Raw genomic sequence first — 19,280 nt, 5'->3', positions numbered from 1 at the left:
ATCATCGTTGATGAAGCCGTCAGATCGAAGGAGCTCGGGCCCATGCACCACTTCCTCAGCACAGTGCCGTCGATGATTCATGCCGCCGACCCGGTACCCATCATGACTACTGCCCCCGCGTGGCAACTCATCACCGCTGCTGTCATCGGGATCGCCGTGATCGTCACGCTCATCACGTGGCTGAAGCTGCATCCGTTCATCTCGCTCATGATCGGCGCGCTTGTCACCGGACTGGTCGCCGGCATGAGTGCCGTGCAGACCATCACGAGCTTCTCTAACGGCTTCGGGTCCACAATGGGCGGAGTCGGGGTGCTGATCGCGCTCGGCGCGATCTTCGGCAAGATGCTCGCCGACTCGGGGGGCGCCGACCGCATCGTCGACACTCTTATCGCCCGGGCGTCCAATCGCGCATTGCCGTGGGTCATGGGCGCAGCAGGTGCCCTCATCGGCCTCCCGATGTTCTTCGAGGTCGGGCTCGTCCTGCTCGTGCCGGTGATCATCCTCGTCGCCCGCCGCTCTGGGCTGCCGCTCATGCGCATCGCAATTCCGACGCTGGCCGGGCTGTCGGCGATGCACGGACTTGTTCCCCCCCACCCCGGCCCGCTCGCCGCCATTGATCTCGTTGGAGCCGACCTCGGGCAGACCCTGCTCTTCGGCGTCATCATCGCCATCCCGACCGTGATCATCGCGGGTCCGCTCTTCTCGAATCTGGCGGCCCGATGGGTCAAGGTGCCCGTTCCTGCCTTGTACGTCACACCGGAGGACCGCGGCGAGGACATCGAACACAAGCCACGCCCGTCGTTCGGGGCCGCATTGTTCTGCATCCTGCTGCCCGTCGTTCTGATGCTGCTCTCCTCGCTGGCGAACGTCGTCGCGCCGGGGTCGGTGGACACCTGGAAGCTCGTGGTCGACTTCCTCGGAAAGCCGGCGGTGGCCCTGCTCATCGCCGTACTGGTCGGCATGATCGTGCTCGGACGTGGTGCTCGTATGAACCGCGTCCAGCTCGCCGCTTCTGTCGGCTCGTCGCTGCCTCCGATCGCCGGCATCCTGCTGATCGTCGGCGCCGGCGGGGGCTTCAAGCAGGTACTCGTCGACGCCACGATCGGGCAGGTGATCGCCGACGCGATCTCAGGTTTCGGCGGCTCACTGACGATCGTTCTCGCCCTCGCGTGGCTCGTCTCCGTACTCATCCGGGTCGCCACAGGCTCCGCCACCGTCGCGACGATCACCGCGGCCGGAATCCTGCAGCCACTCGTCGCCGACCTGGGGCTGTCCACGGGCGCCACCTCGTTGCTGGTTCTCGCGATCGGTGCTGGATCCGTGTTCCTCTCACACGTCAACGACGCGGGCTTCTGGCTGATCAAGGAGTACTTCGGCTTGAGCATCGGCCAGACGCTCAAGTCGTGGACGGTGATGGAGTGCATCATCTCGATCGTCGGCTTGGCGGGCGTCCTCCTCATCAGCCCGTTCGTGGGATAGCCGCCACGACCGCGCACGCGACCCACAGTCGCTCAAAGTTCTATCGACTCACACGGACGTCAGTTGGAGGAATCATGCAGCCCACCCCACACAGCGCCGCCGAGACATTCGCCGCGTTCGGCGGCACGCCCATCCTCGTTGTCATGGGCGTCTCAGGCAGCGGAAAATCGACGGTTGCCGCGCTGCTTGCAGAGCAGCTCGGCTGGGATAGGCAGGAGGGTGACGAGCTGCATCCGGCAGCGAATGTCGCCAAAATGGCGAGTGGACAGCCACTCACCGACGACGACCGCTGGCCGTGGCTCGACCGGATTGCCGCCTGGATCGACGCGCATCAAGTCGCTGGGCGCCCCGGTGTCGTCACCTGCTCTGCGCTCAAGCGCGAATATCGGACTCGACTCGCTCGACGCGGCGTGATGTTCGTGCACCTCGCCGGAGGGCGTGACACCATCGCCCACCGCCTCGCGGAGCGCAAAGGCCACTACATGCCACCGTCGCTACTCGGGTCGCAGTTCCAGACTCTCGAACCACTCGACTCCGATGAGGCCGGAATAGTGGTCGACGCCCGACAGTCGCCTGGGGCCGAGGTCGCCGAGATTCTCGAGCGGTTCGAACTCACGAGGTCGACTCAGTGACACCGATCCCTGTTCGCGGGCTCGCAAATGAGCTGCGCCGTAACGAGCGATGCGCCGGGCGGGCAGGCGCGATATCGAATATCTGAACGATTCAGCGACACATTAGAGGAGAACGCGAAATGTCCGATACTTCACACCCGGCCGTCCAGACGAAGGTCTCCACCGACCAGCAGCAGGCCCCCGACGAGGCGGCCACCGCCCACGAGGGCGCGCCTCCCATCGAGACTGTCGAGCGTCCGGCGCCGACCCCGACCGGACCCGAGGGCGTCGCGCAGGCGACTGCCAACATCGGCGTCGTGGGCCTCGCGGTGATGGGCTCGAACCTGGCCCGCAACCTCGCCTCGCGCGAGGGCAACACCGTCGCGGTCTACAACCGCAGCCGCTCCAAGACCGACGAGCTGGTCACCGAGCACCCCGAGGCCGAGTTCGTCCCGTCGTTCTCGTACGAGGAGTTCGCAGCCTCGCTCACGAAGCCCCGCACCGCGGTCATCATGGTCAAGGCCGGTCGCCCGACGGATGCTGTCATCGACTCGCTCCTGGAGGTCTTCGAGCCGGGCGACATCATCGTCGACGGCGGCAACGCCCTGTTCACCGACACGATCCGCCGCGAGAAGGCCGTCCGCGAGACGGGCGTCAACTTCGTCGGCATGGGCGTCTCGGGCGGCGAGGAGGGCGCGCTCAACGGCCCGTCGCTCATGCCGGGCGGTCCCGACGAGTCGTGGGTGACCCTCGGTCCGATCCTCAAGGGGATCGCCGCGGTCGCCGAGGGCGAGCCGTGCGTCACGCACGTCGGCCACGACGGCGCGGGCCACTTCGTCAAGATGGTGCACAACGGCATCGAGTACGCCGACATGCAGCTCATCGCCGAGGCCTACGACCTCATCCGCCGCGGCACGGGCAAGACCCCCGCCGAGATCGCGGAGGTCTTCGCCGAGTGGAACACCGGCGAGCTGGAGTCCTACCTCATCGAGATCACCGCCGAGGTGCTCCGCCAGAACGACGCCGAGACCGGCAAGCCGCTCGTCGACGTCATCCTCGACCAGGCCGGCGCCAAGGGCACCGGCGCATGGACCGTGCAGACGGCCCTCGACCTGGGCGTCCCCGTCTCGGGCATCGCCGAGGCCACCTTCGCGCGCTCGCTGTCGAGCCACCCCGAGCAGCGCTCCATCTCGACGAGCCTGCCGGGGCCCGCCGAGGCCCTGAGCGTCCAGGACGCCGACGCGTTCATCGAGGACGTGCGCCTCGCCCTGTTCGCCTCGAAGATCGTGGCGTACTCGCAGGGCTTCGACGAGATCCGCGCGGGCGCCGCCCAGTACGACTGGCAGATCGACCTGGGCGCCGTCTCGAAGATCTGGCGCGCCGGCTGCATCATCCGAGCCCAGTTCCTCAACCGCATCGCCGACGCGTACAACGCCCAGCCCGACCTCGCGGTCCTGCTCACGGCGCCGTACTTCGTCGAGGCCCTCGAGCGCGCGCAGGGCGCGTGGCGCCGGATCGTCCAGGCGGCCGCGGGCGCCGGCATCCCCGCCCCCGCCTTCTCGTCGTCGCTGGCGTACTACGACGGGCTGCGCGCCGAGCGCCTGCCCGCCGCCCTCATCCAGGGCCAGCGCGACTTCTTCGGGGCGCACACCTACAAGCGCATCGACAAGGAAGGCACCTTCCACACGCTGTGGTCGGGCGACCGCACCGAGATCGAAGCCGAAGACACGCACTGAGCACGACGTCCCAGCTCCGCTCGCGGTGCCCCACGGACCGGTCGCCGAACGTGCCCCGCCGATCGGGATCCACGAGCTCGGTCTCGCAGAAGACCCGACCGTCGTCCACACCCGCATCACCACCGACGCGCGCCTCAGGCGGATTGAGTCCGGCTGTAGCCCGCCAACCCACTCCTCGGCTTCGCTGAGGGGTCCAGCGCTCGGTACGCGCTGGGCGTATAGCCCGTTTCTGATCGGAATTGCCGGTTGAAGTTGGCCAGATTGCGGTAGCCCACAGCTGCGCTGATGTCGGCGATGGACGAGTCGGATTGGTCGAGGAGCCGACAGGCGTTGGCGATTCGGAGACGGCGGACCAGGTCGGAGAATGTCATCCCGCTCGCCTTCTTGAAGTATTTGGAGAAGGACGGCTCAGACATGTACGCGAGTCGGGCTGCTTCTGACAGACGGATGTGTCCGCTCAGGTTCTCGACGACGTAGGCGAGTCCCGCGTCTACGGCAGCTTTGCCCTCTCGCCCGACATTGGGTGAATACAGTTCGTGCGCGACGTAGTGTCGCTCGTGCTCGGGTGCGTTCACCAGAATGTCCAGCAGGCCGAAGAAGTGGGCCATGCGTCGGGCGCCACTGAACTCACCGACCTTCTCGATCTCGATGGCGGCAGTCGTGGCGGTGCTTCCCGAGAAGACGATTCCGCGCCGTGACTGCTCCAACAGCCTAAGCGAGGGCGCTAATTCTGGGATGGCGTCGATGCTGCTCTGCAGCCAATCCGGCGTGAACTGGATGACGGCATCTCGCTTCTCAATGACTTCACCCTCTGTCAGATCGCTCATCCAGTCGTGGGGAACTTCGGCTCCGACGATCGCGACATGACCCGGTTCGAAGGCCCCGACCTCATCGCCGATGATGAAGTTGCCGCTGCTGCGGCGGATGAGGTGGATCTCCACTTCGGGGTGATAGTTCCATCGCGCGATGTCGCACGGATAGTCGTGTTCGATCCAGCGGAACGACTCCCCATCGGGGTGCGGAATGAGCTCTCTCGCTGCGGGACTGGCCATGATCGCCCTGGCGAAGGTGTCCGGTGATGCCATCAGTCCTCCAGCGGCCTTGCTGATCAGTCGGGTGACGAGAACTGGAATGAAAGTACCACTTCCTGATCGCTAGGGGTGGGACGACAGGAGCGGGCGTCGCCCATAGTCGGAGAAGACAGTCGGCCCGTGCGGCAGCCATACGCATCGCAAAGCCAGCTGGCCCCCGACACAGCAGACAAACAAAGGAGTTCCTATGCGTACCAGACGACGCGTTCTCGCCGTCAGTTCGGCGCTGACAGTCACCGCTATCGCCTTGGCCGGATGCGCCGGCGCTGGCGGTAGCAGTCAGCAAGAGGGCGATGTCACCCTCACTCTCGCCACCGTGAGCAATCCGCAGATGAAAGACATGGAGGAGCTCAAGGGAACCTTCGAGAAGGAAAACCCTGGAATCAAGGTCAACTTCGTCCAGATGGAGGAAGGCGACCTCCGGGCCGCGGTCACTGCGGACGTCGCATCCAAGGCGGGCCAGTATGACATCGTCACGGTCGGCGCCTACGAAGTACCCCAATGGGGAGCGCTGGGGTGGCTCAAGGATCTGACACCTGCCCTCGAAGCAGACGCGGACTACGACGTCGACGATCTTCTGGAGCCCGTCCGCAAAGCCATCTCTGTCGACGGAAAGCAGTACGCGGTCCCGTTCTACGGCGAATCGTCGATCCTGATGTACAACAAGGCGATGTTCGAGGCGGCCGGTCTGACGATGCCGAACAACCCGACGTGGCAGCAGGTCGCCGAGTTCGCCAAGACGCTCAACACTCCAGATGTGGCCGGGATCTGCCTCCGTGGCAAGCCCGGGTGGGGCGACCTGTTCGCGCCCTTGACCACCGTGGTGCAGACCTTCGGCGGCAACTGGTACGACATGGACTGGAATGCCCAGGTCGACTCTCCGGAATTCACTGAAGCGGTCAACTTCTACGTTGATCTGCTGGCGGAAGCGGGTGAATCCGACCCGGTCTCGTACAGCTTCACGGAGTGCTTGAACCTGCTCAGCGGGGGCAAGGCGGCGATGTGGTACGACGCATCCGTCGCGGCATCCATTCTCGAGGACCCCGAGACATCGGAGGTCGCCGGTCAGATGGGGTACGCGCACGCACCGACCTACAAGACCGACGAGTCGGGCTGGCTGTGGTCGTGGAACCTCGCCGTCCCGGAGACGACGAAGAACGCCGATGCGGCGACCACGTTCGTCAAGTGGGCGACAAGCAAGGAGTACCAGCAGCTGGTCGGAGAGACTCTCGGCTGGACACGGGTACCCCCGGGGGCGCGCAACTCGACCTATGAGATCCCGGAGTACAAGGAGGCTGCGGCCGCCTTCGCCCCGATCACTCTCGAGGTGATGAACGCGGTGAACCCGGAGCAGCCGGGCGTAGACCCGCAGCCGTGGGTCGGAATCCAGTACGTGACCATCCCCGAGTTCCAGGACGTGGGCAACCAGGTTGCGCAACTCGTGGCGGACGCCATCGCCGGCCGCACGACCGTCGAAGCGGCACTCGCCGAGGGGCAGCAGATCGCCCAGGTCGCTGGAGACAAGCAGAAGTAACACCAGCTTCGCCCTCGTGGATCGGGGGAGCGGCGCGCGGCCCGAACGCTGCCCCCCCCGACCCACGCCCGACGCAAGGAAGCGAACATGACAACCACCACCACCATTACCACGCCGGACACCTCCGATTCCGGAGTCCTGCCCCCGGCGATCGCCCCGACGAGCAAGCGCAAAGCGCGCGTGGCGCGCGGGCTGGTCTTCCCCGCGCTGTTCATCTCGATCGCCCTGACGCAGATCCCGTTCCTCGTCACCATCGTCGTGTCGTTCCTCAACTGGAACCAGCTTCGGCCAGGCGACATCTCGTTCGCCGGGTTGAGCAACTACATTGCGGTGTTCACCACTGGGGACTTCCTCGAAGCCCTGATAGCCACCGTGATCATCACCGGGACGTCGGTCGTCCTCGCCCTGCTGCTCGGACTCGCCTTCGCACTGCTTCTGGACAGGAAGTTTCTGGGGCAGGGAGTCGTGCGAACACTGATGATCACGCCGTTCCTGGTCATGCCCGCTGCGGCCGCATTGATCTGGAAGTACTCGATGCTCGACGTGAACGTCGGCATGGTGAACGTCGGCCTGAACGCGATCGGTCTTCCGTCCGTCGCGTTCAACACCGACCTGCCCGTCGTGACGATCATCATGCTGATGACCTGGCAGTTCACCCCGTTCTTCATGCTCATCCTCCTCGCAGGACTGCAGAGCCAGAGCAAGGAGGTCCTCGAGGCCGCGTCCGTGGATGGGGCCGGCCCGATCCGCACCTTCCGCCATATGACCCTGCCGCACCTGCGGCAGTACATCGAGATCGCGATTCTGCTGGGCGGCATCATGATGCTGCAGATGTTCGACCCGATCGCGATCATGACCAAAGGCACCGGTGGCACGAAAACCCTGCCGTATCTCCTCTACGAGCGGGCCTTCATCGGCCTCGATATCGGTCAGGCGGCGGCGTTCGGCGTCATCACCGTCGTCATCACCATCGGCGCGGCCAGTCTCGCGCTCCGCAGCCTGTTCAAGGTGTTCGTCGAAGGAGAGGTGCGCTGATGCGTTCATTCCGTGCAGGCCTGCTGACAACGGCAACCTGGATCATCGCCCTGCTGTTCTTCTTCCCCATCGCATGGATGGTGTTCACCAGCTTCAAGACGGAATCCGATGCGGCGTCCATCCCGCCGACCCTGTTCACGAACCTGAGCCTGGACAGCTACGCGGCTGTCCTGGAACGCGGCGGGAGCGCGTATCTCATCAACTCCTTCACCTCCAGCATCTCGTCGACACTCATCGTGCTGCTGCTCGCCATCCCCTGCGCGTACGGGCTCAGCATCCGTCCGATCAAGAAGGTGAAGGACGTGCTGTTCTTCTTCATCTCCACGAGGTTCCTCCCCGTGGCCGCATCGATCATCCCGGTCTACTTCATCCTGCTGTGGCTCGGGCTGCTCGATAACATCTCGGCGCTCAGCTGGCTGTACGTCGCGATCAACCTGCCGATCGCGATCTGGATGATGCGGTCCTTCTTCAACGAGGTGCCGCTGGAGATCATCGAAGCCGCCCAGATCGATGGCGCGAATCTTCGGACTGAACTGGTGCGGGTCGTCCTGCCGATCGTTCTCCCGGGAGTCGCGGCGGTCGCGCTGATCTGCTTCATCTTCTCCTGGAACGAGTACTTCCTCGCCACGATCCTGACCACGGACACAGCGCGAACGGTACCGCCGTTCCTCGCCAGCTTCGTCGATGGGCGTGGTCAGTTCCTCGCCGTACTCTCGGCCGCGGCCACCCTCGCCGTGCTGCCCGTGGTCGCAGCCGGCTGGCTGGCGCAGAAGCAGCTCGTTCGCGGTCTCGCCATGGGTGCCGTGAAGTGACCGAATCGGACCACGCCGACCCCGGTGAGCGCGCGCCGGTGCCGCAACTGACGAACGCGACGATCGATCGTGCGGGTGCCGCCGTCCGGCGGCCCCTGTATGACCGGTCGGGGCTGTCGGTCGGAATCGTGCACATCGGGGTTGGCGGGTTCCATCGGGCGCACATGGCGATGTGCCTGGACTCGCTGATGTCGCAAGGGCTCGCGCAGGACTGGGCGATCTGCGGAGTCGGCCTCCTCGCAGGCGATCGGCGGATGAAGGCCATCTTCGACGCTCAGGACTGCCTCTACACGCTCACGGTCAAGCACTCCGATGGCCGGGAGGAGTCCTCGATCATCGGAAGCATCGTCGAGTATCTCTTCGCGCCCGACGAGACCGAGGCGGTCATCGAGCGGATGGCCGACCCGAGCACGCGGATCGTCTCACTGACGATCACCGAGGGAGGCTACAACTTCGACCGCGTCACCGGCCAGTTCGACGCCACGAACCCCGCGGTCGCCGCCGACCTCGCCGAAGGCGCCTCGCCCACGACCGTGTTCGGGTACGTCACCGAGGCGCTCCGCCGCCGGCGTGATCGCGGCATCCCGGCTTTTACGGTGCTGTCCTGCGACAACATCCAGGGCAACGGGCACGTGGCATCCCGCATGTTCACGGCGTTCGCCGAGCTCAAGGACCCCCCGCTCGGCGCGTGGGTGCGAGAGAACGTGGCATTCCCGAACTCGATGGTCGACCGCATCACCCCCGTCACTTCCGAGGCCGATGTCGTCGCGGCGGAGCAGCGGTCGGGACTCCGGGATGAGTGGCCGGTGGTCTGCGAGCCGTTCTTCCAGTGGGTGATCGAGGACGACTTCCCTCTCGGACGGCCTCCGTTCGAGGCTGCCGATGCGCAGCTGGTGGCGGATGTCGAGCCCTACGAGCTCATGAAGCTCCGCCTTCTCAATGCCAGCCATCAGGGTCTGTGCTACTTCGGGTACCTCAGCGGCTACCGGCTGGTCCACGACGCGTTGGCCGATCCGCTGATAGAGTCCTTCCTTCTCGCCTACATGGATCGCGAAGCGACACCGACCCTCAGGCCCGTTCCCGGGGTGGATCTCGATCGCTACAAGCGCACCCTGATCGAACGATTCTCGAACCCGCACGTGCGGGACACCATCGCGCGGCTGTGCGCCGAGTCATCTGATCGCATCCCGAAGTGGCTGGTCCCGGTCATCCGCGAGCAGCTCGAAACCGGCGGTGAGGTGACTTTGTCCGCCGCGATCGTGGCGAGCTGGGCGAGATACGCCGAAGCGGTCGACGAGCAGGGCCAGCCGATCGAGGTGGTCGACTCCCTGCGGGACGACCTCGTCGCGATCGCCCAGACCCAGTACGAGCATCCGCTGGCGTTCATCCAGAACCGCGCTCTGTTCGGCGACCTCGGTGACGACAGACGGTTCACTGATGCGTACGCGGCCACATTGGCGGGTCTCCACACAGTCGGTGCACAAGCGACTCTGCGGGTGCTGGTAGGCGCTCCACTTGCTGCATCGCACCCGAACGAAGGCCATTCAAACGAAGGTGAAGAGCAATGACCCTCATGGAAGCGGCAGTCCTGACCGCGCCACACTCGATCTCTATCGCGCCAATGAAAGTACCGACTTTGGAGCGCGACCAGGTCCTCGTGCGGGTCGCCGCCGTGGGCGTGTGCGGTAGCGACGTGCACTATTACGAACACGGCCGGATCGGCCCATACGTCGTTGAGCGACCGCTTGTGCTCGGCCATGAGCTGTCCGGGCGCATCGAAGCCGTCGGGGTCGACGTCGACCCGAATCGCGTTGGCCGGCGAGTCGCAATCGAGCCGCAGCGCTCGTGTCGCGTGTGTGCGCAGTGCAAGGCGGGCCGCTACAACTTGTGCCCTGAGATGGAGTTCTTCGCCACTCCGCCGATCGACGGTGCATTCTCCGAGTTCGTCGCCATCCAGAGCGACTTCGCGTTCGACATCCCCGACAATGTCTCCGATGAGGCGGGCGCGCTGATGGAGCCGCTGTCGGTGGCAATCTGGGCCTGTCAGCGCGCGGAGATCGGCCCCGGAGCACGCGTCCTGGTCACGGGGGCGGGCCCGATCGGTGTCATCGTCGCGCAGACCGCTCGCGCATTCGGGGCCTCTGAAGTGATCGTCACCGACATCGACAACGGGCGCCTTGATTTCGCCCTGTCTTCGGGCGCCACTCGCGTGATCGACCCTCGTGAGGAGTCCGTCGAGGGGCTGGAGGTCGACGCGTTCATCGATGCCACCGGAGCCGCCACGGCGGTGCGCTCAGGTATCCGAGCCGTGCGCCCAGCGGGACGCGTGATTCTCGTGGGCCTCGGCAACGACGACCTGGAGCTCCCTGTCTCGTTCCTTCAGAACCGTGAGATCTGGCTGAGCGGTGTATTCCGCTACGCAAACACCTGGCCCCTGGCGATCGACTTGGTCAGCAGCGGACGCGTCGACCTCGACCGACTGGTAACCGCGCGATTCGGACTCGCCGAGGCCGAGCGCGCCCTGACGATAGGTCGCGAACCGGGTCAGCTCAAAGCCGTCGTGTACCCGGGGAAGTGAGCGGTGAGCCAGCATGAAGAATCGACCGCCGCTCACGTAGACGCGCTGGTCGTGGGGGAGGCGCTGGTCGACGAGATCGTGACCAACGCACAGATGGTCTCGCATCCCGGTGGCAGTCCGTACAACGTGGCGGTCGGGCTGGCTCGGCTTGGCCGGCAGACACTCCTCCACACCACCATCGGCGACGATGACCGGGGTGCACTCCTGCGCGAGCGCGCCAGCGCCAGCGGCGTGGCTCTCTCGGTCGAGTCCTTGACGGCCGAGCCTACGTCGTTCGCCCGCGCGACGATCGATGGCACAGGAGCAGCTCTGTACGACTTCACCGTCACATGGCGGCCCACACCGTTCCATTCTGTTGCGAGCCCACGCATCGTGCACGTGGGATCGATCGGCGCGGCGATGGCCCCCGGACGCGACCTCGTCGCGGGCGTGGTCTCAGCACTCGCGCCGACTTCGATCATCTCTCTGGATCCGAATGTCCGCCCGCAGCTCACGGCGGACCGAGATGAGACTCGCTGGCGCCTGGAAGAACTCGTCACCCTGTCCGATGTGGTCAAGGTCAGCGACGAGGATCTGCAATGGCTGCACCCCGGGCGAGAGACCTCGCAGATCGCAGCCGATTGGCTCGCGCGCGGCCCAGATCTCGTGGTTGTCACGCGCGGACGCCTGGGGGCGATCGGTTACAGCCAGTGGGGTGTCCACCACAGCGCTCCCACAATCACCCGAGTCGCCGACACGATCGGTGCAGGGGACTCCTTCACGGCCGGTCTTCTATCGGCACTGTTGAGCGCCGGGGTGACTGCTCCTGGGGAGCGACTCGCACGCCTCGACGGTGCCCAGATCTCTCGTTCGATTGACTTCGCCACCATGTGCGCTGCGATCACCGTCAGCCGCAGCGGCGCCCAGCCCCCGTGGGAGCACGAGGTGGCCTGAGAATCTCACCGAAAGGAGACATCGCCCATGCTCGACGCAATTGCGCTGGTCATCACGACCGCTTTGATCCTCGGGAACACCTTTGCCCTGGCCGAGGTCCTAGACAACCAAACTTTGTCGGCGCCCGATCGCAGACGCTGGGTGGTCGGAATCGTCCTTTTACCAGGCATTTCTGCGGCCCTCTGGTTGTCCCGGCGGTCGCGGTACAGCAGTCGACAGGGCACTGCTCCGCTGCTGCACTCTTCTCCAGCGGCTCTCAGTCCCCAGGACCTAGAGAAGTTCCATGAGGAGATCGATCGCTTCCGGTCTAGGGGCGGTTGATCGCGCGGCGGAACTGCTTGGCGTCGGCGTCTGTGCTTTCCCGCCACACGATCTCACCGATCGGGCTGGAATAGGTAGGCGCGATCTCATCGTGGATCGTGGCGAGGAGCTGCGTCATTGCCCGGCGGCCAAGCTCTTCGTAATCGACCTTGACCGACGTCAGGGGCGGGGTCGTCCACTCACCGACCCCATTGTTGTCCCATCCCGCGATGCACACATCCTCCGGGACGCGCCAACCGCGCTCGAGGGCGGCGTGCATCGCGGCTGCGGCAAGGTCGTCGTTCGCGGCGATGATCGCGGTGATCTGGGGCTTGTCAGGGAGCTCAAGAACCGCCTGATGTGCCGTCCGCCCCAGCCAATCTCCACCGATCACACCCGCCGACTCGAGGCCGAGCCGCGCAATCGTCGCCGAGTAGACCTCCGCTCGGCTACGGGCGGTGGTGTGTGCGGGATCGCCTGCCACGTGGACGAATCGCCGGTGTCCGCGGTCGGCGAGCCGTTCGATGATCTCTGCGACCGGCGACGCGTCGGCGAGGTCGCCGATACCGCGCATCTCGTCGTCGTACTCGGCCCCGACGACCACGGGCACCCGAGAAGCGATCTGCTCCTGCCGGTCCGAAGCCAGGTATGTGAGGGCCAGGAGTCCTTCGAACAGCCCAGCCTCGGCGAGCTCGAGCATGCGAGTGGATCGTTCCGCGGTGGAGCCATCGAGGATCATGGCATCAATCTGGTAACCGGCCCGTCGGGCTTCCTCGGTGGCTCCAGCGAGCATGTGCACGGAGCTGGCTGCGGTACCGAACGGGAGCAGGATCGCAAGCCGGCCGGTCCGCGTCGTCCGCATCGCGCGAGCCGCGAGGTTCGGGCGATAGTCCAGGGTCTCGATCGCCGCCTTGATGCGGGCCCGCGTGGGTTCGCGGGTCCGCTCTCCGTCGAATCGCAGGTAGCGCGAGACGGTCATGTGCGAAACGCCTGCGGTGTCCGCGATGTCGTAGATCGTCGGACGGCGAGCCGTGTCAGTCATGTCCGTGGCCCTCCTCGCACCCGACGCGCAGTCCTCATGAGGGGCCCGCAGGGTTTTGAAACTGCTACTTGACCAAACTCTTATCGATAACTACTCTAGGGGCAACGCAGAAACGTTATCGATACGACTTTACGATTCTGTGAGATGGCAGGCCCGAGGCGAATCGAGCCAGATACCCGACCAGTCGGCAACAACGTTGTCGCCTCGCGTCATCGAAGGAGATGAGTGTCCTGAGTACCGTTACACGTCGAATGCGCACCATGAGTGCGGCGACGGGCGAAATGGTGGCCGAGACGGCGCCGACGATGAACACGCAGCGGTCATGACCGTCCTCGTCAATTCGCCTGCTGCCGCGATGGAGGCCGAGCCGCGGCTTCCGAGGAGACGGCGCAAGCGCCCAGTATCTGCTGGCGTGCGGCCACCGGCATGGTTCGTCCTGCCCGCGATCCTGCTATACGCGCTTGTGGTCCTGTGGCCGAACGCGCAAGGCATCTTCTACTCGTTCACGGACTGGAACGGCCGCCGGCTGGACTGGGCGTTCGAGGGTTTCGCCAACTACGCAGAGGTCTTGTCCGACCCGAAATCACTTCTGGCGATCACTAACACGTTCGTGCTCACGATCATCGTGTCGCTGGGCCAGAACATCGTGGGCCTCCTGCTGGCACTCGGCCTCAACACCAAAGTGAAGAGCCGGTACGTCCTGCGGCTGGTGTTCTTCTTGCCTGTTGTCCTGACGCCGATCGTCGCTGGGTATCTGTGGAAGTACCTGATGACGCCGACCGGGACCATCAACAACCTGCTTGACGCCATCGGGTTGGGCGCACTGCAGCAGAACTGGCTCGGGAATCCGAACATCGTCCTCTACTCCATCTGTGCGGTGATCATCTGGCAGGGCGCCGGCTACTCGATGGTGATCTATCTCGCGGGCCTTCAGGCTGTACCGTCCGAGGCGCTGGAAGCAGCGGCTATCGACGGCGCAGGTCCAATCAGGCGCACGTGGTCGATCACGCTGCCCCTCATCAACGGGGCGATCGTGGTGAACCTTCTGATCTCCGTCATCGGCAACTTGAAGCAGTTCGACACGGTGTTCTCGATGACCGGCGGCGGCCCCTCCGGCGCCAGCGAAACGATGGCCACGATCATTTACAAGACCGCCTTCGTCTACCTGCAATTCCCGCATGCACTGGCGCAGGGCGTCATGCTGACCGTCCTGGTCGGCGTCATCGCCTTCGCTCAGTTCCGGCTGACCCAGCGGAAGGCACTCGCATGAACCGTTACACCTGGCGCACCCTCAGCCTGGAAAGCGTACTGATCGCCTTTGCCGTCATCTTCATGGTGCCGATGCTGGTCCTCATCGCGGTGGCGCTGCGCGACCCCAATGGTGTCCCCGGCTTCCTCGGCTTCACGTGGCCGCTCAACTTCGGGAACCTCGTCACGGCGTGGAACGAATCGCGAATGGGCGCGAGCATCATCAACAGCATCTGGATCACGGCCACTTGCGTTGTCTTGATCATCGGTATCGCTTCGACTGCCGCCTATACGATCACCCGGCGTACTCAGCGCTGGTCGAGGTGGGTGTTCACCCTCTTCCTCTTGGGTTTCCTCTTCCCCGGACAGCTCGCGCTGCTTCCGCTGTATCTGACCTTCTCGAAGCTGGGGTTGGTCGGAAACCCGATCGCCGTGATCATCATCGATGTCGCTGGGTTCCTTCCCTTCGCGATCTTCCTTTACGCGCAGTTCCTCCGGGATCTGCCGCGCGACTACGAGGAAGCTGCACTCATCGACGGCGCGAGACCGTTCAGAGCGTTCTGGTCGATCGTCCTTCCGCTTCTCCGGCCGGTGAACGGGACCGTGGGCATCCTCAGTGCGTTGGCGATCTGGAACGACTTTCTCCACCCCCTCCTCTACCTCTCCGGAGGAAGCAGCCGGACGGCGCCCCTGTCTGTCTACGCCTTCGTCGGTGAGTACAGCGCGAACTGGCCGCTCGTGTTCTCGGCCCTGCTCACCTCCATCTTCCCCATCCTCATCGCGTACTTCCTGATGCAGCGCTTCATCATGCAGGGCTTCGCAACAGGGCTCAAAGGCTGAGCGATCGCTCGGCACCCGCACCACCAATCACTCAGAAAGGCAAGACAATATGTCACTGAAGACACAGCGAGGTCTCTTCGCGGGAGTTGCGGCCACCGCACTCCTGGGGATGACCCTGACCGCTTGCTCGACATCCGACACGCCACCCGACGCATCTGACGGGGGCGACGGCGTCGTCGTGACGATCGCCGCCAGCTCCACTACCGCGATGGATGCTGTCATCGAGGAGTTCAACAAGACGGATGCCGGATTCACTGTCGAGCGTGTGGACACCCCGACCGACTCCGGTGCGTACCGGGAGCTCATCGGTACACAGCTGGTCGGCGGAACTGCTGCCGATGTCCTCCAGATCCCGCCGGGCGGCGGCAACAACATCAGCGCACGCGTCGCCGGTGCCGATGGCTATTACCTCGATCTGAAAGACGAGGCGTGGGCGTCCGACGTCCCCCAGGCAGCAAGCGAGCAGCTGTCGACCGAGGACGGACTCCTGGTGGCGGTTCCCATGGTGTTCGCCTCGATCGGCGGCATCTACAACCAGACGGCCATCGACGAAGCGGGTCTCGAGGTCCCGGAGACGTGGACGGACGTGCTGGCCTTCTGCGCCGACGCAAAAGCCGCCGGCAAGATCGCCTATGGCCTCGGGCTCTCCGACGCCTGGACCACGCAGCTCATCCCGTACGCGCTGACCTCCACCCTCGTCTACGGCGCCGACCCCGACTTCGTCGCCGACCAGGCGGCAGGAAAGGCCACCTTCTCCGACTCCGAATGGAGTGAGGCGATGGACATGTACACCGAGATGCAGACCGCCGGCTGCTTCAACGAGGCCCCCGTCGGCACGCCCTACGCGGAAGTGCAGGATGCGGTCCGCGCCGGAACCACACTCGGCACGGTGAGTGTCTCGTCCGAGGCCACGGCGATCAAGACCGGTGCCGCGGAGGACGTCGAGATCACCTACGCGCCGCTCCCCGCCACCGATGAGACCGATGACACGAACCTGGCGACCTCGGTGGGCCCGGCATACGGCGTGAACGCGGCGTCGAAGCACATCGACCAAGCCAAGGAGTTCATCGCCTACCTCGCCACCCCGGAAGCGCAGCTGCTCTTCGCGGACACCTTCGGCGACACCGCCGCGATGGCCGGGGACCTCACGCAGGACAGCCAGGTCGTCGAGGTAGCCTCCGGCTTCGTTGCAGACGGCAAGATCACCACCTTCCCGGACCGCCTCTGGCCGAACCCGACAGTGCAGCCCGCCCTGTTCGACGGCGTGCAGGCGATGTTCAACGGTCAGGCGACCGGGGCCGACGTCCTCACCAACATGGACAACGCCTTCAACGCAGGCTGACCCGTCGTGGCCCCGCCGAGGATCGGCGGGGCCACGACCCCACACCAGAGAGGACGCCGGTGCATCCCGCAAACCAGGCAGCAGAAGCTACTGCTGAGAAGCTCCCCGCCGACACCGACTGGCGTCGCTACGTCCTCGGCCCCGCCGACCCGGAAGTGCACCCAGTTGCGGCGCGCAGCACCGCGGGGGACGTCGCAGGAGTCGAGGACTTCCTGGCAGGGACCGGCTCGCTGACGCTGAGCTTCCCCGCCGGCGGGAGCGCGCCATCCATCGTCCTCGACTACGGCAAAGAAGTCGCGGGCGTGCCGTGGCTGGACGTCGCCGCCTCCATGGGGGATCCCGTGGTCCGGCTGTCCTACAGCGAGAGCGCCGCCTGGACCGGACCCGACGGAGACGACCACGGCAGCCACAACGACAGCGCCAGCCGGACGCGCGTCGAACGGTTGACCGCTCGCGGCTCCGGTCGGCTCAGCTCCGAACTCATTCAGGGAGGTCAGCGCTACCAGCGTGTTGCATTGGACACTCCCGGCACCGTCACGATCGCCGCCGCCGGCATGCGATTCGTCGCCTACCGGGCGACGCCGACGGAGTACGCGGGCTGGTTCCTCTCCAGCTCCGAACAGCTCAACCGGGTCTGGTATGAAAGCGCCTACACCGTTCAGATCAATCAGCTTCCCGCTGACACCGTTCCCCGGGCGTGGCAGATCGAGGATGGCGCGCTGAACGCGAAAGGCGGCACCCTCGCCGTCCTCAAGACCGGCGCGCACTGGACGGACATCACCGTCACCTTCGAGACGGCGATCGTCGAACGCGCCGTCGGGTGGGTCGTCCGCGCACAGGACCGCGGCGCCCGGGGTTATCTCTGTACGATCCGGGCGGGGGAAGGCCCTGACAATGCCACCCTCGAGCTGTCCTACTTCGACGACGGCTACGAGGACCGTCCTCAGGACACGGTTCGCCGGTACACCGTTCTCGCGGCACAGGAGCTTGCGGCGCCGGCGATCCCGGGAGTCTGGCATTGCATCCGGACCGACCTCGTGGGCGGAGTCCTGACTGTCACGCTCGATGGCGAGGCGGTCGGAAGCTTCGAAACCACCGAACTCCCCGCGCGGGATGGTGCGCTCGCGACCGGCACCGTCGGGTTCCACCACATGTGGGGAACCAGCCGGATCCACGTCGAGCACGCGCGTTTCCGGAACCTCCGCATCACCGACTCCGATGGCTCCGTCCTCTACGCCGACGCCCTCGCCGACCCCGCAGCGCTCGAGGCTTTCGTGGGCGACGGGGTCGACTCACCGGACCCACTGCCGGTGATCCTCGACGGCGGAAAACGCGACCGGACGGTGTGGAGCGGGGACCTGCTGGTGCAGATCCCGAACGTGTTCTACACCACCAACGCCGAGGACTATGTCCGTGGGTCGATCGAGCTCCTGAACGCCTATCAGGAGCCCACCGGCCAATCCGCCGCCCGCGTCCCCCCGCTGATGCCCGTCACGATCGCCCCGCAGCACGGGCAGACATACTCCGCGGCGTATTCCATGCACCAGGTCATCAACGTGGGCCTTCACCACCTTCACACCGGCGATGCCGACTTCGTCCGTGCGCAGTGGCCCGCCATCGAGCGGCAACTCGAGTTCGACCGGTCCCTCATCGACGACCGAGGGCTCGTCATCACGGACGAGAGCAACGGCCTGGACTGGGACTGGTACGACGGCCCCAAGACGGGGGCCGTCAGCGCGTACAACATCACCTGCTTCCAGACGCTGCTGCACGCCGCGGCCCTCGCGTCGGCGATAGGTGACACCGACGCTGCTGAACGCCTCCGAACTCGCGCGGCCACGCTTCGCGATGCCGTCAACATGCACCTCTATGATTTCGAGCGCCACCTGTACGTGCTGTCCGAGCACCACCGTGACGCGTTCGCGCAGGATGCCAACGCCCTCGCTGTCGTCTCCGGCATCACCCCCGATGGCCACGCGGTCGACGTCTTGGAGGCTCTGGAAACCGTCCTGCCGCGCACTCCGTTCGGATTCTCCCCGTTCAGCGACAGCGCCGGATTCCGAACCGACATCAGCCCCTACGTGTCGGGCGCCCACCTCACCGCATTGTTCGAGGCAGGCCTCACCGACAGGGCGCTTGCGCTGGTGGACGCGCTCTGGGGGCACATGTCCACCGCCGAGGTCCACGCCGTCGGCACGGCATGGGAACTCGTCGCCACGGATGGTTCGCCCGGGTTCGGGGCGACGACGAGCCTCGCTCACGGATGGGCCAGCGGTGCGGGCGTGGCACTGTCCTCTTACGTCCTCGGCGTGCGACCGACGGCGCCGGGGTTCCGGGAATGGGTGGTCGCCCCGCAGCCGGGCCCCTTGACCTGGGCGCGGGGACAGGTCCCGACGCCGTTCGGACCCATCGTCACGTCCTGGATGCGGGACGACGACCGGCTGGAATTGAACGCCGAGATTCCGCAGGGCACCAGCGGGACGATCACCGTGCCGCTCCCGCCGGAGGGCCGAGCCACACTCTCACGGTCCACCGCCGCGGGAGCGTCCACCGTGTCCGAACCGAAGTCCCGCGGGGGCGACCGGGCGACCTTCCGCATCGTCACCGGCGGTCACTACACCGTCGTCGTGAGCTGACCGAGCGCGGCACGCCGCCGACTCGGAGCAGCCGGCCATAACCCGGCCTGCGACGTGCACCCA

15 protein-coding genes are annotated in these 19,280 nt (G+C 65.6%); 13 read left to right on the top strand and 2 right to left on the bottom strand.

The genetic code is table 11. From position 1 onward, the window contains the following. Positions 1-102: 102 nt before the first annotated feature. From MJ607_RS14835 to gndA, 3 genes are all read left to right on the top strand, one after another. On the top strand, positions 103-1,479 hold the full coding sequence (locus tag MJ607_RS14835) for a GntP family permease (protein ID WP_243076379.1): 1,377 nt from the start codon (positions 103-105) through the stop codon (positions 1,477-1,479). 74 nt (positions 1,480-1,553) lie between these two features. Beyond that, positions 1,554-2,111 (top strand): gluconokinase, encoded by a 558-nt coding sequence (locus MJ607_RS14830; RefSeq protein ID WP_243076378.1) that lies wholly within the window; start codon positions 1,554-1,556, stop codon positions 2,109-2,111. A 119-nt stretch (positions 2,112-2,230) separates the two neighbouring features. Next, a complete protein-coding gene (gene gndA, locus MJ607_RS14825; RefSeq protein WP_279234727.1) occupies positions 2,231-3,826 on the top strand; it encodes an NADP-dependent phosphogluconate dehydrogenase in 1,596 nt (531 codons plus the stop codon). 134 nt (positions 3,827-3,960) lie between these two features. Here the strand turns inward: gndA and MJ607_RS14820 are convergent, their stop codons facing one another. Beyond that, the gene (locus MJ607_RS14820) at positions 3,961-4,911 is read right to left on the bottom strand and encodes an AraC family transcriptional regulator (RefSeq protein ID WP_243076377.1); all 951 of its coding nucleotides are present in this window, start codon (positions 4,909-4,911) and stop codon (positions 3,961-3,963) included. Positions 4,912-5,233: 322 nt separating this feature from the next. Here MJ607_RS14820 and MJ607_RS14815 point away from each other — a divergent pair, with 322 nt between their 5' ends. The 6 genes from MJ607_RS14815 (at position 5,234) to MJ607_RS14790 (ending at position 11,809) form a co-directional block, all read left to right on the top strand. Beyond that, entirely contained in the window at positions 5,234-6,451 is a 1,218-nt protein-coding gene (locus MJ607_RS14815) for a sugar ABC transporter substrate-binding protein (protein ID WP_243076376.1), read from the top strand. An 87-nt stretch (positions 6,452-6,538) separates the two neighbouring features. Then, a complete protein-coding gene (locus tag MJ607_RS14810) occupies positions 6,539-7,486 on the top strand; it encodes a carbohydrate ABC transporter permease (RefSeq protein ID WP_243076375.1) in 948 nt (315 codons plus the stop codon). Further along, on the top strand, positions 7,486-8,298 hold the full coding sequence (locus tag MJ607_RS14805) for a carbohydrate ABC transporter permease (RefSeq protein WP_243076374.1): 813 nt from the start codon (positions 7,486-7,488) through the stop codon (positions 8,296-8,298). Before MJ607_RS14810 ends, MJ607_RS14805 begins: the two co-directional genes overlap by 1 nt. 38 nt (positions 8,299-8,336) lie before the next feature. Then, a complete protein-coding gene (locus MJ607_RS14800) occupies positions 8,337-9,866 on the top strand; it encodes a mannitol dehydrogenase family protein (RefSeq protein WP_243076702.1) in 1,530 nt (509 codons plus the stop codon). Between the two features lie 5 nt (positions 9,867-9,871). Further along, the gene (locus tag MJ607_RS14795; protein WP_243076701.1) at positions 9,872-10,876 is read left to right on the top strand and encodes an NAD(P)-dependent alcohol dehydrogenase; all 1,005 of its coding nucleotides are present in this window, start codon (positions 9,872-9,874) and stop codon (positions 10,874-10,876) included. A 3-nt stretch (positions 10,877-10,879) separates the two neighbouring features. Continuing rightward, the gene (locus MJ607_RS14790) at positions 10,880-11,809 is read left to right on the top strand and encodes a carbohydrate kinase (protein ID WP_243076373.1); all 930 of its coding nucleotides are present in this window, start codon (positions 10,880-10,882) and stop codon (positions 11,807-11,809) included. A gap of 307 nt (positions 11,810-12,116) precedes the next feature. Here the strand turns inward: MJ607_RS14790 and MJ607_RS14785 are convergent, their stop codons facing one another. Next, entirely contained in the window at positions 12,117-13,151 is a 1,035-nt protein-coding gene (locus MJ607_RS14785) for a LacI family DNA-binding transcriptional regulator (RefSeq protein WP_279234725.1), read from the bottom strand. A gap of 322 nt (positions 13,152-13,473) precedes the next feature. Between MJ607_RS14785 and MJ607_RS14780 the strand changes: the two genes are divergently transcribed. Genes MJ607_RS14780 through MJ607_RS20260 form a run of 4 tightly spaced genes read left to right on the top strand, consistent with a single transcriptional unit; the run spans position 13,474 to position 19,217 of the window. After that, positions 13,474-14,421 carry a carbohydrate ABC transporter permease gene (locus MJ607_RS14780; protein ID WP_243076371.1) on the top strand — a complete coding sequence of 316 codons (948 nt, stop codon included), beginning with the start codon at positions 13,474-13,476 and terminating at the stop codon, positions 14,419-14,421. Next, on the top strand, positions 14,418-15,239 hold the full coding sequence (locus MJ607_RS14775; protein ID WP_243076370.1) for a carbohydrate ABC transporter permease: 822 nt from the start codon (positions 14,418-14,420) through the stop codon (positions 15,237-15,239). The genes MJ607_RS14780 and MJ607_RS14775 overlap by 4 nt, the downstream gene beginning before the upstream one ends. 49 nt (positions 15,240-15,288) lie before the next feature. Continuing rightward, complete coding sequence (locus MJ607_RS14770) at positions 15,289-16,581, top strand: extracellular solute-binding protein (RefSeq protein WP_308193844.1); 1,293 nt, start codon at positions 15,289-15,291, stop codon at positions 16,579-16,581. 59 nt (positions 16,582-16,640) lie between these two features. Continuing rightward, on the top strand, positions 16,641-19,217 hold the full coding sequence (locus MJ607_RS20260; protein WP_243076368.1) for an alpha-L-rhamnosidase C-terminal domain-containing protein: 2,577 nt from the start codon (positions 16,641-16,643) through the stop codon (positions 19,215-19,217). Positions 19,218-19,280: the final 63 nt, after the last annotated feature.

Source organism: Microbacterium sp. SS28, from assembly GCF_022761035.1.
Classification (GTDB): Bacteria; Actinomycetota; Actinomycetes; order Actinomycetales; family Microbacteriaceae; genus Microbacterium.
Note: the sequence above shows the minus strand (reverse complement) of the source record. Positions and strands in the feature narration are given on the sequence as shown.